The organism is Paenisporosarcina sp. FSL H8-0542 (genome assembly GCF_038632915.1).
In the GTDB taxonomy this organism is placed as follows: Bacteria; Bacillota; Bacilli; order Bacillales_A; family Planococcaceae; genus Paenisporosarcina.
Map to the genome: position 1 here is coordinate 2,343,597 of NZ_CP152050.1, position 16,475 is coordinate 2,360,071.

Here is a 16,475-nt window from a genome sequence, read left to right on the forward strand (position 1 = left end):
TGTACCCCTCCTACACAAAATGAAATTGACCGAATACATTACAGTCAAGGTACGTTCATCGTATGTAAGCATGCGGGAAAATGTCACTCATGATTAATAAGGAGCGGGTTTGATGATTGTGCAAAAATTCGGAGGCATAGCGGTGAGAGATGCAGCATCGCGGGCAGTATGTATTCAACATATTAAAGAAGGTTTAGCCAAATATAAATCGGTTCTGGTGGTTGTTTCAGCAATGGGGCGTCATGGGGATCCTTATTCCACCGATACACTGATTCGAATAACGGACGCATTTCAAATTGCACCAGAATCAAAAGATGTTGCCGCTATTTGCGGAGAGCTCCTGGCCTCTTCCGTTCTATCAGCAGAATGTTTAAAGCAACAGATTCCGTGTCAATTAGCGTATGGCATACAGGCTGGTATCTACACGGATGACCATTTTGGAGATGCTTCAATTATTAAAACATCTAAAAAAGTCATTAAAGAATTGCTCCAGCATGTACCATGTGTAATTGTACCAGGGTTTCAAGGAATTACGACAGATCATCGCTTTACGACACTTGGACGCGGTGGCAGTGATTTAACTGCAATCGTGATGGCCAATTTATTCGATGCCGAGGCGGTTGAATTTTATAAAGATGTACCAGGTGTCATGTCCGGTGATCCAAAAAACTCGGAAAATGTATATAAATTACCGAAAGTTTCGTATGAAAAGCTTCAGCAGCTTTGTGAAACTGAGACACACCCACTGATACAAAAAAAAGCAGTGGACATGGCGGCTAAGCACCAAATTCCACTGCATATTCGTCCTTTCGGTTCTTCAGAAGAAGGAACATGGATAAACTCCGCTGCTCATTGACCTTTTCTGACATTCATCTCGCGTTTTACAAAGTTTTGCGTATAATATTTGCCAAATGTTCCTACGCCCAGGTGGGTAAAATCTTCTTTTAGCAAAACTTCTCTATGATCTGAAGAATTTAACCAACCATTTACAACTTCTGCTGAATCATAATAATTCGCTGCAAGGTTTTCAGCTGCACTGTCATAAACAATAAGCGACTCTTCCAAACGGTTTTCCAAATCCCCAAAATCCGGTGACTCATGAGAAAAATAATTTTGCATCGCCATATCTTCACTATGTTTGCTTGCAACAAGTCCAAGAGCATCATCTTCAATAACTGTATTTACGGAATGACGTGAACGATACACGTTCGTCAATTCAAATAATTGGCGTTCATTTGATGCATCAATAGATTTTTGCAATGTCGTTGAAGGTACTTTAGGTGCTAAGTAGTCACCTTTGTAAGTCATTTCATAAGGCTGATGGAGAACAAGTGTCTTTGGATCAGTAAAACGAATGGCTTCCACTTCTTGGTCTTCTTCATCCATATAAATTTGGGCAAAAAGCCCATCGAATTTAATTAATAATCGGTTCGTCATATCTTGGTCGTTGATGGTGAATGTATAAACATTCGAATCGATTTGCACGGTAATTTCCGACTCGATTATAGTAAAGCGGTATAAATCATCAATGGATTGCCCAACTTGATAGGGTGAGGCATCAAGGCTTTCTCCTGCAATATATATTTGAGTTATGGTGTCCCCGTTAACGCCTACCATCATATAAGAATCGAGTGACCTATTGTACACCCACCATTCATATCCGTAAGCTGAAGGCTCGATTCGGTTAGGTTCCCCAAATGATTCCACCACTTTTTTAGTATGTTGTCCAATAAGCGTAGATAGTCCTTTTTCTGGTCTTGGGACTGATTCTTCCCCAGATGGGGGTAATAAGTTTTCCTGTGGCAAAGCTTGCCCTGTTGGACCGGGCGCTTCCAATAAATCATTTTCTTGAACAGTTTGGTCGGAATAAAAAATGACAGTCATGATAATAGCTAATAAAATTAAGATTCTAACCAATACTTTCAATAAGACAACTCCTCATAAGGAAAATGATGAGTCTATTATATCAGTGTAAAGCGTATTGACACAATGTTGTCATTGCAACAGATGCAAAATTGCACTATTATAAAATGGAACGCGTTACTTAGGGTAAAGCATGTATAAGGAGGACGATTTTATGTATTTTGAAAACACAGGTATTGAAAATACAGCAGCTGATTTACAATTATTAGATGATATTATGTTAAACCACGGTCTTGTACGTGAAGGTCAATGGGATTACGAACGTGTTACTTATGACAAAAAATACGAAATTAAAGAAGGCACATTCTATTTACGTATTTTCGGCTTCACAAAAGATGGCGATGTTGGCGCTCACGATGCAATCATTACCTTGATGAAACCAGTTGTAGGTAAACATTATTTCCCTCATGGTGTTGAATATGGAGACCAAGAAGTCTTCCCGGCACATTTGGTTAAATCATGTCAGCAAACATTGGCTGCTGTTAAAGCAGATATCAATGCATTTGAAATTCGTGCATAATGGAAACGCCGAGGAATAATATTCCTTCGGCGTTTTTTCTATTGCTTTTCAAAAGTGACAATGTTGTCTATACTTATACAATATGGAAAAATGAGGTGATGCTGATGCCAAAGTGGATTACCAAGAAATTTTTAATACTAGCTTTATTGATTGTATTGCTCATCCTTTTTTTAACCTTTGTACTCCCTCTCGCAGTTCCAATTCTTCTAGCTTTAATTACTGCTTTTTTCCTTGAACCGATTGTTAAATGGTGTAAAGAAAAGTTTAAATGGAATCGAAAGACTGCCGTTATTACCGTTTTTATATTATTTTTATTACTCATTACCGCTACCTTATATTTCACTATCACCCAATTAGTTGGTCAGATTATTCAATTGACTAAAATTGCACCCGATTATTTTAATACACTGTCATTATCATGGATGAATGTCCAAAGCAAATTATTCAGTTTTACGCAAGGCATGCCCATTGAAGTGGTAACTTCGATTAAAAATGAGTTAGATGAGTTTTTAAACACTATGCAAAAAGCCATTTTGGGGATTGTAAGCTACAATAGTATCAGCAAACTGCTGACAGGCATACCAAATTTTTTAGTCAGTTTTATCGTTTACATTATCACGTTATTCCTGTTTATGTTGGACTTAACAGAACTGAAGAAAATGGTATTTCGTCATCTGACGCCTGCAACTGCTGAAAAAGTTCGTTTTATGACTTCCCGATTAAATTCTGTCATTTTTGGTTTTTTGAAAGCCCAATTGCTTGCCAGTTTATTTATTTTAGTAGGAAGCTTTATTGGATTATTATTCATTGCCCCAAAATATGCAATTATAATGTCTATAGTTATTTGGATCATCGATATTATTCCTATACTTGGTTCGATTGCCATTGTCGGACCATGGTCATTGTACCAATTTCTCATTGGGGACATTGCCATGGGAACAAAGCTTGCCATTCTGGCGTTAGTGTTGCTGGTCATTCGCCGTGCTGTAGAACCCAAATTAATGGGCTCTCAGATTGGTTTATCACCTCTTGCCACATTAATTGCCATGTTTATCGGATTACAAATTTTCGGTTTCCTCGGATTAATCATCGGTCCATTTGTCGTCATCATTTTCACTACAGCAAAAGAAGCCGGTATTATCAAAACCAATTTCAAACTATAAAAAATGCCAATTACCTCAATAACAAGGTGATTGGCATTTTTTATTATCTTTGATTTTGATAAAAATTAGAGGGAATCGCTCCCTTTATATTAAAGACATTGTTTAACTGGGTCTTTAATTAAAATCCTAATATCGCTTTAAAAACAGAAGTGGTTTCTCCACCTTCATAGATGATATAAAGCAATAAGTAGACCATTACGCCTGTAATGGCAGTGAAAAACCAAATGATACTTGTAATTGGACCTAGTTTACGGTGTCTTTTCAAATTGTCTTTATAGCCAGACCAAATGGTAAAGAGACCAAATACCGCACCTGTCGTAGCCAATATAATATGAAAGACTAAAAAAGTAGTATAAAAGATTTTATATTCATCGGGTCCGCCAAAAGCTGTGTTTCCGATAAACAACGTTCGTGAAACATAAATAATAAAGAATGTCAGTGCTGCAATTGCAGCAGCAAACATGGTTTTCTTATGTGCTTCAATTTTTCTTTGTTTAATTAAAGCCCAACCAATCGCAACAAGGACGGCGCTTAACGCAATAAAAAACGTACTGATAGTCGGCAATACAAGTGGATTCATCTCTTTTTCTCCTAACACTCACCAATTTATGAAGGTTGATTATTTGTTTGCTGCATAAGCTTGTCGATCTTGTAATGCCTTTTGGGTAATCTCTTCTGCATTATCTTGTTCTGAACGATACCATTGGAAGAACACGATAGCCAATACAACTCCATAAATGATTTCTTGAATAATTTTCATAATGACACCACCTAATTGCTGGTCTTCCATTACTGGCATATTCGTAAACAGTTCTGGACCGGACAAAGTTAATCCGGACAATGTAGATGTAGGCACACAGAGTTCCATAGCTTTTAACCAAGCGTCACCATTTGAATAAGTCGCATACATTGGCTGACTTGCAAAGATAATCAGTGCACAGGCAGGCGTAATCAAAATGGCGCTCCCAATAATATAACCAATTTTACTTAATCCGTGTACTTGGTGTTCACCTTTTAATTTATTCATGATTGGCCACCAAAGAAGTACGGCAGATATGAACAAAAAGAGATTGAATACAGAATGGTAAAGCTCGTTTTGTTTAATATTATCCAAAATAAGTGGGATATGATATATAGAGAACAAGCCACTGAACACGATTAAAGCCAACAAAGGTTTGGTAAGGAATCTGAAGATGGGTTTAATAAATCGATTGTTGATGATTTTATGCCATACCCATGTTGGAATTCCAACGATTAGCAATGGCGGAACTAACATTAACAATAAAGCCATTTGCGTCATGTGCATCGAAAATAAAATATGACTCATTAAATCGATAGGTGATCCTTTCACTGCGTAAAGCAAAAGCATGGCACTGACAAAAGCTGTAATTTCTTTTTTAGTTACAGGTTGAGTCTCTTCAAACCAATGCTGTTTTTTTGAAGTTATATAAAAATAAAGCCCTATAACTACTAGCGTCAATAATAGGAAAAACGGACTCCATAACGCTTGAAATCCAAATATACTTAAAGGCATCGTTACTCGCTCCTTTTTTCTTCAGTACCCCCATTATAAATCCCATCTGCCATAACATCAATGAACGAACTATGAACAATGCGATTAAATAGACTGAAATAGAGTAGAATTCGGTTCACTTCGAAATCTATCTTCGTATTTCTACTTAAAAATAGGCTTAAATAAATTTTGATTTTGTAAAACAATTACATGGCTTTTCTAAAGTTTGTAAACGCTCTGATTAGAATCTCCGACAAAAAATTGCCATAAAAAAAAGCAAGCAAGGAAAAACAAAACTTTCCTTGCTCGCTTCGATCGTTAATTCCACCAAATAATTGTAACAAATGTCAATACGGTAATGAAACCTACAATTACCCCACTGTATAAAAACATGGATGCAGTTTCATGACCTTTATGGCTCATATGCATGAAGTAATACAATTGTAAAACAACCTGAATCGCTGCCAATAACAAAATGATTGGCGCAACTAAATTTGGAGAGAAATCAGCATAGACTGCCGTGAATGCGATCAAAGTTAAGAAAATCATAATCGCAAACGTTGTCAATTGTCCACGCATCTCATTTGCAGAACGTCGACGTTTATACTCATATTCGGTTTGAGATTTTACATGATTGTGTACATCGTGTGCCATCTTAACCCATCACTCCCATCAAGTATACTACCGTGAAGATAAATACCCACACTACGTCAATAAAGTGCCAATAAAGAGAAGCTAAATAGAATTTAGGCGCGTTATAAAGATTCAAGCCACGCTTCGAATTTCGAACCATAAGAAGGGTAATCCATACTAGTCCAACCAAAACGTGAGCTCCGTGTGTTCCAACTAGTGTAAAGAAAGATGAACTGAAAGCACTTTGACCGTAAGTAAATCCTTCATGTACATAATGTGAAAACTCATAAATTTCAAAACATAGGAATGCAGCACCCAGTAATACTGTTACCATTAACCAAGCTTGCATTGCTTTGAAGTTATAGTTTTTCATGTGATACATCGCATAAACACTTGTTAAAGATGAAGTCAAAAGTAACATTGTCATGATGAATACTAAAGGTAATTCAAACAAACCTTGTGTCGTGAATTCCATTCCACTTGGACCTTTGTTTTTCAAAGCCAAGTAAGTAGCAAACAAACTAGCGAATGTTACAGTTTCTCCACCAAGGAAAAGCCAAAATCCAACAAATTTATTTTTACCTTCCAAAGTGGAATTTTCCGGATGATCCGGCCAAGATTGTGGGGTGTACTTAGTATTTAAGTCCATTAGTGTTTACCCCCTTTTTCATTCAATAAATCTTCTTTATGAACATGATATCCATGGTCATCTTTCAATGAACGAACGATCATTGAACCGAATGTGATAGCTAATCCCAAGAACATCACAGGCACTGCCCAAGATTTTTCTCCATTGTATAAAGCACCAAATGCTCCTACGAATAGACCAAATGAAATAACAACAGGAATAAATGAATTGTTAGGCATATGGATATCGCCTACTGGCTCTGCGTAAGTCATTCCTTCTTTATTTCCTTCTTGTTTTTCAATCCAGAATGTATCCAGACCACGAACAAGTGGTGTTTGTTTAAAGTTGTAGAAAGGTACAGGTTGTGGAACAGCCCATTCTAAAGTACGACCATCACCCCATGGATCACGACCAACTTTTTCGTTTTTCACGATCGTCATGATGATGTTCACCACTAGAACAATAACTCCGGCTGCCATGAAAATAGCACCTAATGAACTGATGAGATTGTAAGTGTCCCATCCTTGGTTTGCACCATACGTGAACACACGACGTGGCATCCCAAGTAAACCTAGGAAATGTTGGATAAAGAATGTTAAGTGGAAACCAATGAAGAATAACCAGAAAGTTACTTTTCCAAGTGTTTCATTTAACATCGTGTTGAACATTAATGGCCAGTAGAAATGTAAACCAGCTAATAATCCAAGTACTACCCCACCAACAATAACATAGTGGAAATGAGCAACAATAAAGTATGAATCGTGCAATTGATAATCAAGAGGTGCAGCAGCTTGCATGATCCCCGTTACACCACCAGCAACGAAAGATGGGATAAACCCAATCGCGTAAAGCATAGGTGTTGTAAAGATGATACTTCCGCCCCACATTGTAAGCAACCAGTTAAAGATTTTTACTCCGGTAGGAACCGCGATTGCCATTGTCGCAACAGCAAAGATTGCGTTAGCAGTTGGTCCCATACCTACTGTAAACATATGATGTGCCCAAACCATGAATCCTAAGAAACCGATTAATACAGTTGCGAAGACCATAGCTGAATAACCAAACAAACGTTTACGTGAGAACGTAGGGAATATTTCTGAGAAGATACCGAAAGCAGGTAAAATCAAGATATATACTTCAGGATGTCCGAAGATCCAGAATAAATGCTCCCAAATAATAGTATTACCACCCATTGTATGATCAAAGAAGTTTCCTCCGAACATACGGTCAACGATCATGAAAATGATCCCAATCGTCAATGGTGGGAAAGCGAATAGAATTAATGCTGATGCAACAAAAGTTGTCCAAGTGAACAATGGCATACGCATGTAAGTCATACCTGGTGCACGCATGTTGATAATTGTAACTAGGAAGTTAATACCTCCGATTAATGTACCAAAACCGGAAATGAATAGACCTAAAGCATAAAAGTCAATCCCATGACCCGGTGAAGCTAATGAAAGCGATGCATATGAAGTCCATCCTGCATCAGGTGCTCCTCCCAAGAACCAAGATAAGTTAAGGAATACTCCTCCGAAGAAGAATAACCAGAAACCTAAAGAGTTTAAGAATGGGAAAGCAACGTCACGCGCACCGATTTGAAGTGGCATAACGGCATTCATAAAGCCTAATAACAATGGCATGGCAGCCAGGAAAATCATGGTTGTACCATGCATCGTGATAATTTGATTGAAAAGACCAGCACTCACAAAATCATTGTCAGGTTGTGCTAGTTGTATACGTATAAGCATAGCCTCGATACCGCCGACGATAAAGAAGAATCCACCGGTAATGAGGTAAAGGATGGCAATTTTCTTATGATCGACTGTTGTTAAATAGTCCCAAAGAGTGGCACCAAAGCCTTTTTTCTGTGCGATTGAACTCACAACTTTAACCTCCTTCTTGTCATTCTGTAGAAGATTAATCTTCTACAGATAGTCCCATTAAGTATTCTGTCAGAGCTGTGAGCTCTTGATCTGTTAATTCTTTACCATTTCTATTAGGTAAATCTTCAGGTTGAGGCATCAAGTTACCTGGTTTATGCTCTTCAGGATCATTAATCCATGCCTTAACGTTTTCATCTGTTTTTTCCATGAATCCAGCCACTCGGTTACGATCTCCGAAGGTCGCTAAGTTAGGACCTACACCACCAGTTGTGCCTGCACCTGATACAGCATGACAAGCAATACAGCTAGTGTTGAAGATTTCCTGACCTTGCTGAGCAACGTCACCTTCTGGTGTTTCTTCTGCTTTTGATGCTTTCATGTCTGCTACCCAAGCATCAAAATCATCACGGTCTAAAGATCTTACTTTAAAGTCCATTAGTGCATGTGAAGGACCACAAAGTTCCGCACATTTACCATAAAACACTCCATCTTCAAGACTATCTGAAGGATTGTCGAATGTTAAATAGAATGTGTTTAGGTTCTCAACGTTTGTATCCATTTTACCGCCCGCTGCAGGAATCCAGAATGAGTGTTTTACATCTGCTGCTTTAAGGTTAAAGTAAACTTTCTCTTGCGTCGGTACTACTAATTCTTGAGCTGTAACGATTCCCAAATCCGGATACTCAAATTCCCACCAGTAAAGATTTGCTTTAACGTTAACCGTTACTGCTGTCTTATTGCCTTTTGCATCGACTGCATCCATACCACTGACATCCGCCAATTTATATGTAGAGACTACAGTAGGAACTGTCAAAATCAATAGTAAAATAATCGGAACGATAGTCCAGATAAGTTCTAATTTGTGACTTCCTTCTACTTGCTTAGGAATTACATGTTCGCCCACTTTAGAACGACGGAACTTGACGATTGCAAGAATGTAAACAATCATTACTACAATAATAACAAGTACCATGATTCCTGTTGAAAGCAACATTAAATCCAATTGATCTCTACCGACTTGTCCTGCTGGAGTAAGTGTAGATAAGTGTTCTTCACCGCATCCAGACAAAAAGACCGTTAGAGCTGTCAGCAGAGAAAAGAGACGCCACTTTTTGAGCCCTTTCATCATAGCTTAATCAAACCCCTCTTTCGTAGTTGTATTCATGTGTAAATCGGACTGTGGTTCCATTCTATATGAATTCTAAATTCAAAGAAAGAATCCCAAAAGTTAGCTGAAAATCGAGAAAATAATCATCGAGACAAAAATGATGGTCATGTAATTTAAGGAATAGATAAACATGCCTTTTGCCCATTTTAAATCATCTTCCGCTTTAAAGCCTCTTAGTGCAAGTACGAGCCATCCAATATTAAGCACAGTAGCGAGGACGAGGAACCATGTTCCTAATTCCATGAGTAAGAATGGAAGTGGGAAAAGAACTAAAATCCACAGAAGCATGGAGCGCTTCGTATGTGCAAATCCTTTAATAACCGGCAACATCGGAATGCCTGCCGCCCGGTATTCTTCCGTTCGTTTCATAGCAAGTGCATAAAAGTGTGGAGGCTGCCATGCGAACATGATGAGGAATAATGCAAGTGCACCCCATCCAAGTGTAGGTTCAACTGCTGCCCATCCGATTACTGGAGGAATAGCCCCTGATATACTCCCAACGATTGTATTGCTCACATGCCTTCTTTTTGACCACATGGTATAAAGGACAACGTAACTGATAATACCAGCAAGTCCCCATATACCAGCTGAAAACGATGCCATAAATAACAAAATCTCACCGACAACCATGAAGGACAGAGCAACGGACAATACGGCAGTTGGTTTGAATCGTCCCGTCACAGTCGGTCTGGATTTTGTTCTCGCCATAATTGGATCTATATCCTGATCGATGTAGTTGTTCATTGCGGCTGAACCGGCAATAATCAACGCTGCACCGACAAGAGTATAAAACATGAGGTCCATCTCATCTAAGAAGTGACGGTTTGAAAATTGAAATGCCAACCATAATCCCGTAAACGTAGTCACAAGGTTTGAGTTTACAATTCCAATCTTAATCAATGCAAGAAAGTCTTTAACAAATGATGTTGTTTCAAGATCCGCATCAGTTCTTGCATTGATCGCGCGACCGTTTGACATGATAACTCCCCCTTTCAAAGTTGTAAGCATATTCCGCTACACTTACTATATCGAAAAACTTATGCTAATTCTATATTTAAGTTCAAATTCGATAAAAAGCCATAGCGGTTTCCTGTCAATTTGACACAACATATCTATAGTAAAGCATTTTCTAAAAAGTTTTGTGAATGGAAAGAGAATATTTTATGAACAATTTGTGAATTGGGTATCCTTACTGTTGTTGTTTCTCTGTTAAACATTGTTTTTTGTCATATTCTTAGCTATTATCAAACATGCAGGTATCGCATTTTCGCGATCAGTATAGACAAAGTAGGTGTCATTCATGCAACAAAGTAAATACTTAAAGTGGTTTGCTGTTGCTTCTACAATCGGCATGTTGCTCATAATTCTTGGTGGAGCACTTGTTACGAAAACAGAAAGTGGAATGGGTTGCGGCAGACACTGGCCGGGATGCAATGGAGAACTAATTCCCGACAAAATCACTACTGAAGTTTTAATTGAATTTTCTCACCGTCTCGTAACTGGTTCGGTAGGTTTTCTCATCTTGATCTTATCCGTTTGGTCATGGAAAGCAATGGGACATATACGCGAAACAAAATTTTTAGCTTTTATGGCAATGTTTTTCTTGATTTTACAAGCGCTAATTGGTGCAGCTCAAGTTCTATGGGGACAAGGTGACTTTATATTAGCCCTCCATTTTGGTATTTCCTTAATATCATTCGCCTCAGTTTTATTGTTAACGCTTCTGATTTTTGAAGTCGATCGCAAATTTGATGCGGATAAGTTACAGATTGGAAAAAAATTGAAATGGCATACAATAGGAGTTGCCCTTTACTCCTATATAGTCGTTTACACAGGTGCCCTCGTTCGCCATACAGATTCAGGCTTAATCTGTGCGGATTGGCCAATGTGTCGTAACGGAGATTTCTCTTTACCAGCCAACCTTTATGAATGGGTGCAAATGGGACATCGTACAGCGGCCGGACTAATTTTCCTCTGGATTGGTTTCATAGCATGGCATGCATTCAAGAATTATAGAGACCAACGAGTTTTATCTTATGGGTGGATTATTGCGTTTGTTATCGTCTCACTTCAAGTCATATCAGGTATGCTAGTAGTGTTGACAAGGCTGAACTTATTCTTCGCTTTACTACATTCTCTACTCATCACACTACTATTTGGATTGCTATGTTATATGATTTTGCTCCTATCTCGTAGCCGTTCTAAAAAAACATCACTTTAAAAGCAGTTCCGCGTACATGCGGAACTGCTTTTTTCGATAGAAATGGAATTAGTATAGGTGGATAAAAGAAAAGGCATCAACTTCGACCGTTAACGGTTTCAGCTGATGCCCTTTTAATGTTGATTTTTATCAATGCTAGTGCAAATGTACGACAGTCAACAGTATCGTGTTAAATCTACTCTTTTTCCATTTCAATCAACAAGTCACCCGTTGTAATAGAAGAGCCGGTAGTGACATGAATTTCTTTCACAACACCATCATACGGAGCCTGGACAGTTGTTTCCATTTTCATCGCTTCAGTAATAAGCAAATGATCTCCACGCTTTACTCGACTACCCTTATCTATTACTACTTTTAATACAGTTCCTGGCATCGTAGCACCAATATGATCAGGGTTACCGACGTCCGCTATCGGTTTTTGTGTAATATCCGATTCAATCGTCAAGTCCTGGATGATTACTTCCCTTGGCTGTCCATTCAATTCGAAATAAAGGACGCGATTTCCGTCCGATTGAGGTTGGCTAATCGATACTAGTTTTACGAGTAACGTTTTACCTTTCTCAATTTCCACTTGGATTTCTTCACCTAAGCGCATACCGTACAAGAAGGTTGGAGTATCCAATACGGAAACATCCCCAAATTTCTTCACAATATCCGAGTATTCATCGAACACTTTTGGATACAACGCATATGCCAGTACTTCATGACTTGTAACCGGACGACTCAATTTATGGAAAAGCTCTTCTTTCAGCTTATCGAAATTGACTGGTTCCAACAATTCACCTGGGCGCACAGTAATAGCTTCGCGTCCTTTTAAGATTACCTGTTGCAGTTCTTTCGGGAACCCGCCGTAAGGCTGCCCAATATATCCTTGGAAGAACTCGATTACTGAATCAGGGAAATCAATTGTTTGTCCTCGGGTAAGTACCGTTTCTTCCGTTAAATCATTTTGAACCATGAAGAGCGCCATATCACCGACAACTTTTGATGAAGGCGTAACTTTGACAACATCACCAAACATTAAGTTAACGGTTGAATACATATCTTTTACTTCTTCAAAACGCTCACCCAAGCCAACTGCTTTCGCTTGTTGTTGCAAATTGGAATACTGACCACCCGGCATTTCATGGACATAAATTTCAGAATGTGGACTCATCATGCCAGACTCGAAATCCTGGTAGTATTTGCGTACATCTTCCCAGTAGTGAGAAAGTTTCTCCAAAGCTTTAATATCAGTTCGCACTTCGCGCTTACTGCCTTTTAATGCATACGCAAGCGTATTTGTGCTCGGTTGGGATGTCAGTCCTGCCATCGTTCCTAACGCTGTGTCAACGATGTCTACGCCAGCATCAATCGCTCTACCGTACAAGTAAATTCCGTTGCCACTCGTATCATGTGTATGCAAATGAACCGGAAGTGAAACTGTGTCTTTTAATTCTGAAATTAATCGGTATGCCGCTTCGGGTTTCAGTAAACCAGCCATATCTTTAATGGCTAAAATATGTGCACCTGCTGCTTCCAATTCTTTTGCCATTTCTTTGTAATAAGCGACCGTATATTTGTCACGACTGTCATCTAAAATATCACCCGTATAACAAATTGCCGCCTCCGCTATTTTGCCTGATTGTCGAGCTGCATCAATGGCCACTTCCATCCCTTTGATCCAGTTTAAACTATCAAATACGCGGAAAACATCGATTCCCGCTTCTGCTGATGTCTGTACAAATTCACGGATAACATTGTCAGGGTAGTTTTTATAACCCACAGCATTTGCCCCACGAATCAGCATCTGCAACAACACATTTGGAATCATTTCACGCATTTTAATGAGTCGATCCCATGGATTTTCCTTAAGGAATCGATATGCAACGTCAAATGTGGCGCCACCCCACATTTCAAATGAAAACGCATCATGCATGGCTCTTGCCGACTGCTCTGCAATTTCATACATATCATGAGAACGGACGCGTGTTGCAAGCAATGATTGGTGTGCATCACGGAACGTAGTGTCTGTCACCAAAACATCTTTTTGTTCATGTATCCACTTGACTAGTCCCTCTGCTCCACGTTCATTAAGAATTTGTTTAGTACCCTCAGTAGGCGGAACAAGCAAATCTATTTGTGGTTTTCTTGGCAAGCCAAACACAGGTTTTGATGCTTTTTCGATACCGGGGAAACCATTCACTGTCACATTACCGATATAATTCAGTAGCTTTGTCCCTCTATCTTTTCGGGTTGCGAAGAGGAACAATTCCGGTGTGGAATCAATAAAGCTGGTATTGAAATTTCCTGTTAAGAAGTTTTTATGTTTTACTACATTTTCTAAAAAAGGAATATTCGTTTTTATACCTCTGATACGGAATTCCTGTAAGTTCCGATCCATTTTAGCGGCTGCTTCTTTAAACGTTTTTCCCCATGTCGATACTTTGACAAGTAGCGAGTCATAATATGGAGAAATCACAGCCCCTTGGTAACCATTCCCTGCATCTAGACGCACCCCAAATCCACCACCAGATCGGTATACCATCAATTTCCCGGTGTCGGGCATAAACTGATTTAAAGGATCTTCGGTTGTCACACGGGATTGAATAGCGAATCCGAAAAGTGGAATGTCTTGTTGCAACGGCATGCCAATTTCTTCTTCATATAAAGCTGATCCATCTGCTATGTGAATTTGGGTATGAACGATATCGATACCGGTAATCATTTCGGTAATCGTATGTTCTACTTGAATTCTCGGATTCACTTCGATGAAGTAAAACTCATCACCTGCAACTAAAAATTCAACTGTGCCTGCATTTATGTACTGAACATTATTCATTAATTGAACCGCGGAATCACAAATGCGGTCGCGCAATTCTTTTGTTATGGAATTGGATGGGGCGATTTCCACTACTTTTTGATGTCTTCGCTGAATCGAACAATCACGTTCATACAAGTGAACCAAATTGCCATGCTTATCCCCAAGAATTTGAACTTCTATGTGTTTCGGTTTATCAACAAATTTCTCTACATAGACTTCATCCGACCCAAACGCGGCTTTTGCTTCTGATTTTGCGCGTTCGTAAGCCGACTCCAAGTCTTGTGCAGTGGGAACAACACGCATACCTCGACCGCCGCCACCTAAGGATGCTTTGATCATTAATGGATAGCCATTTGCTTCACCGAAATCTTTTACTTCCTGAACGGATTGAACAGGTCCGTCACTTCCTGGTATTACTGGGATGCCAGCAAGAACAGCTTGTTCTCGTGCTTTGACTTTGTCGCCAAACATGTCCAAATGAGCTGAAGTAGGACCGATAAAAATAATCCCTTCTTCTTCACAACGTCTCGCAAATTCCACGTTCTCAGATAAAAATCCATATCCAGGATGAATCGCATCTGCTCCACTTGTTTTTGCAATCTGTAAAATGCCTTCGATGTCCAGATAGGCATCGATTGGTTTCTTTCCATCTCCTACTAAATACGATTCGTCTGCTTTGTATCGATGAAAAGAAACACTATCTTCTCTTGAATAAATCGATACGGTACGCAAGTTTAATTCGGTACAAGCACGGAAAATGCGAATGGCAATTTCTCCGCGGTTAGCTACTAATATCTTCTGAATCGTTTTCATAATGAGACGACACCCCTTAGCTTCGCGTTTTTTCGTATTTGACAAACATAGACACATTTAACAGTATGCCCATAGCTAACGATAACAAAATAACAGAAGTTCCGCCATAACTTATAAATGGTAATGGCACGCCTGTTAATGGAATGAGACCAAGCAAGCCACCTAAATTGATAAAAGTCTGGAATCCTATGATACTCGCAAAACCTGCGGCAATCATACGCGCGTGCGGATCCTCTGCTCTTAAAGCAATAACCAATGCACGCAATACAATAAACCCAAGACCACCGATAACAATTAACACGCCAACTAATCCAAGTTCCTCTGCAATGATGGCCATTATGAAGTCTGTCTGGGGCTCCGGTAAATAACCCAGTTTCTGTACCGACTGTCCAAGGCCGAGACCTTTCAGCCCCCCTGCACCGATGGCCAAATAACCATTTACTACTTGGTATCCAAAGCCTTGTTCATATTCAAAAGGATTCAGGAAAGCCTCAATACGTCCAAGTCGACGTTCAGTAATAAACTTATCACGGGCTAAATACAAAACTGGTGTAATCAAAGCAAGTGCGCCAACGATTATGCCACTAATTTTCACAAATGTCCGGATTCGAATACCACTTGCGGCCATGACAGAAATTGCCGTAAAAAAGATAATCATAGCTGAACCCATATCTACTTCACTCAATACCAAGGCAACGGCCATAACAAGTACTGTCACTGGCGGGGCAATAGATTGGTTAAAACTATCTATGGGACCTTTTCTCGCTTTATTTGCAAATACACCGGCAAAATATAGCACCATAATTATTTTTGCAAACTCGGAAGGCTGAATGTTCCCAAATCCAAGATCAATCCAGCTCTTAGAACCACCGGCAGCATAGCCGACAAAATGAACCGCCACCAATAAGGTGAACATAACAACCAGCATGGCAATCATCATCGGCTTCTTGCGGTAATGCTTGTATGGAAATAAAGCCCCTACTAAAAATGCTGGGACCGATAAAACTAAGTTTAGTATTTGTTTTTTGTAAAAGTGATCCGGCTCGAAACCGTATCGATTGACGGACCAAACCATGCTCGCGCTATATATCATCACGAGACCGAAAAGACATAAAAACATATATGTAATAAATAATGAATAATCGAAGTTTTTGGCATATCGCTTGATGTATGGGATCATTTTGAAACCTCTTTTTCTTTTTTT

General features: G+C 39.2%; 14 protein-coding genes. 4 read left to right on the forward strand and 10 right to left on the reverse strand.

The genetic code is table 11. The annotated features are described in order from the left end of the window. Positions 1–112: 112 nt before the first annotated feature. Positions 113–856, forward strand: coding sequence for an aspartate kinase (locus MHH33_RS12100; RefSeq protein WP_016427800.1), 744 nt, complete (start codon positions 113–115; stop codon positions 854–856). Here MHH33_RS12100 and MHH33_RS12105 read toward each other — a convergent pair. Next, positions 850–1,926, reverse strand: a complete 1,077-nt coding sequence (locus MHH33_RS12105) for a CAP domain-containing protein (protein WP_016427801.1) — start codon at positions 1,924–1,926, stop codon at positions 850–852. The genes MHH33_RS12100 and MHH33_RS12105 overlap by 7 nt on opposite strands. A gap of 151 nt (positions 1,927–2,077) precedes the next feature. Between MHH33_RS12105 and MHH33_RS12110 the strand changes: the two genes are divergently transcribed. Further along, complete coding sequence (locus MHH33_RS12110; protein ID WP_016427802.1) at positions 2,078–2,443, forward strand: YugN family protein; 366 nt, start codon at positions 2,078–2,080, stop codon at positions 2,441–2,443. A 104-nt stretch (positions 2,444–2,547) separates the two neighbouring features. Beyond that, positions 2,548–3,606, forward strand: a complete 1,059-nt coding sequence (ytvI, locus tag MHH33_RS12115) for a sporulation integral membrane protein YtvI (protein ID WP_342541850.1) — start codon at positions 2,548–2,550, stop codon at positions 3,604–3,606. A 118-nt stretch (positions 3,607–3,724) separates the two neighbouring features. Here the strand turns inward: ytvI and MHH33_RS12120 are convergent, their stop codons facing one another. The 7 genes from MHH33_RS12120 to cyoE form a co-directional block, all read right to left on the reverse strand. Then, a complete protein-coding gene (locus MHH33_RS12120) occupies positions 3,725–4,186 on the reverse strand; it encodes a DUF420 domain-containing protein (RefSeq protein ID WP_016427804.1) in 462 nt (153 codons plus the stop codon). Between the two features lie 39 nt (positions 4,187–4,225). Further along, entirely contained in the window at positions 4,226–5,140 is a 915-nt protein-coding gene (gene ctaG, locus MHH33_RS12125) for a cytochrome c oxidase assembly factor CtaG (RefSeq protein WP_342541851.1), read from the reverse strand. A gap of 297 nt (positions 5,141–5,437) precedes the next feature. Then, positions 5,438–5,773 carry a cytochrome c oxidase subunit IVB gene (gene ctaF, locus MHH33_RS12130; RefSeq protein WP_016427806.1) on the reverse strand — a complete coding sequence of 112 codons (336 nt, stop codon included), beginning with the start codon at positions 5,771–5,773 and terminating at the stop codon, positions 5,438–5,440. Position 5,774: 1 nt separating this feature from the next. Then, a complete protein-coding gene (locus MHH33_RS12135; protein WP_342541852.1) occupies positions 5,775–6,401 on the reverse strand; it encodes a cytochrome (ubi)quinol oxidase subunit III in 627 nt (208 codons plus the stop codon). After that, positions 6,401–8,266, reverse strand: coding sequence for a cytochrome c oxidase subunit I (gene ctaD / locus MHH33_RS12140; protein WP_016427808.1), 1,866 nt, complete (start codon positions 8,264–8,266; stop codon positions 6,401–6,403). The genes MHH33_RS12135 and ctaD overlap by 1 nt, the downstream gene beginning before the upstream one ends. A 34-nt stretch (positions 8,267–8,300) precedes the next feature. Beyond that, positions 8,301–9,395, reverse strand: a complete 1,095-nt coding sequence (gene coxB / locus MHH33_RS12145) for a cytochrome c oxidase subunit II (RefSeq protein ID WP_342541853.1) — start codon at positions 9,393–9,395, stop codon at positions 8,301–8,303. A 99-nt stretch (positions 9,396–9,494) separates the two neighbouring features. Further along, positions 9,495–10,412 (reverse strand): heme o synthase, encoded by a 918-nt coding sequence (gene cyoE / locus MHH33_RS12150; RefSeq protein WP_342541854.1) that lies wholly within the window; start codon positions 10,410–10,412, stop codon positions 9,495–9,497. A gap of 322 nt (positions 10,413–10,734) precedes the next feature. Here cyoE and MHH33_RS12155 point away from each other — a divergent pair, with 322 nt between their 5' ends. Then, positions 10,735–11,655, forward strand: a complete 921-nt coding sequence (locus tag MHH33_RS12155; RefSeq protein WP_342541855.1) for a heme A synthase — start codon at positions 10,735–10,737, stop codon at positions 11,653–11,655. Between the two features lie 175 nt (positions 11,656–11,830). Here the strand turns inward: MHH33_RS12155 and pyc are convergent, their stop codons facing one another. Further along, a complete protein-coding gene (gene pyc / locus MHH33_RS12160) occupies positions 11,831–15,271 on the reverse strand; it encodes a pyruvate carboxylase (RefSeq protein ID WP_342541856.1) in 3,441 nt (1,146 codons plus the stop codon). A gap of 16 nt (positions 15,272–15,287) precedes the next feature. After that, positions 15,288–16,451, reverse strand: a complete 1,164-nt coding sequence (locus tag MHH33_RS12165; RefSeq protein ID WP_016427813.1) for an FtsW/RodA/SpoVE family cell cycle protein — start codon at positions 16,449–16,451, stop codon at positions 15,288–15,290. Positions 16,452–16,475: the final 24 nt, after the last annotated feature.

What these genes read in the sequence shown, in the direction of transcription:
- MHH33_RS12100 (WP_016427800.1), top strand. Translation starts at nt 113, where the DNA reads ATGATTGTGCAAAAATTCGGAGGCATAGCGGTGAGAGATGCAGCATCG.
- MHH33_RS12110 (WP_016427802.1), top strand. Translation starts at nt 2,078, where the DNA reads ATGTATTTTGAAAACACAGGTATTGAAAATACAGCAGCTGATTTACAA.
- ytvI (WP_342541850.1), top strand. Translation starts at nt 2,548, where the DNA reads ATGCCAAAGTGGATTACCAAGAAATTTTTAATACTAGCTTTATTGATT.
- MHH33_RS12120 (WP_016427804.1), bottom strand. Translation starts at nt 4,186, where the DNA reads ATGAATCCACTTGTATTGCCGACTATCAGTACGTTTTTTATTGCGTTA.
- ctaG (WP_342541851.1), bottom strand. Translation starts at nt 5,140, where the DNA reads ATGCCTTTAAGTATATTTGGATTTCAAGCGTTATGGAGTCCGTTTTTC.
- ctaF (WP_016427806.1), bottom strand. Translation starts at nt 5,773, where the DNA reads ATGGCACACGATGTACACAATCATGTAAAATCTCAAACCGAATATGAG.
- MHH33_RS12135 (WP_342541852.1), bottom strand. Translation starts at nt 6,401, where the DNA reads ATGGACTTAAATACTAAGTACACCCCACAATCTTGGCCGGATCATCCG.
- coxB (WP_342541853.1), bottom strand. Translation starts at nt 9,395, where the DNA reads ATGATGAAAGGGCTCAAAAAGTGGCGTCTCTTTTCTCTGCTGACAGCT.
- cyoE (WP_342541854.1), bottom strand. Translation starts at nt 10,412, where the DNA reads ATGTCAAACGGTCGCGCGATCAATGCAAGAACTGATGCGGATCTTGAA.
- MHH33_RS12155 (WP_342541855.1), top strand. Translation starts at nt 10,735, where the DNA reads ATGCAACAAAGTAAATACTTAAAGTGGTTTGCTGTTGCTTCTACAATC.
- pyc (WP_342541856.1), bottom strand. Translation starts at nt 15,271, where the DNA reads ATGAAAACGATTCAGAAGATATTAGTAGCTAACCGCGGAGAAATTGCC.
- MHH33_RS12165 (WP_016427813.1), bottom strand. Translation starts at nt 16,451, where the DNA reads ATGATCCCATACATCAAGCGATATGCCAAAAACTTCGATTATTCATTA.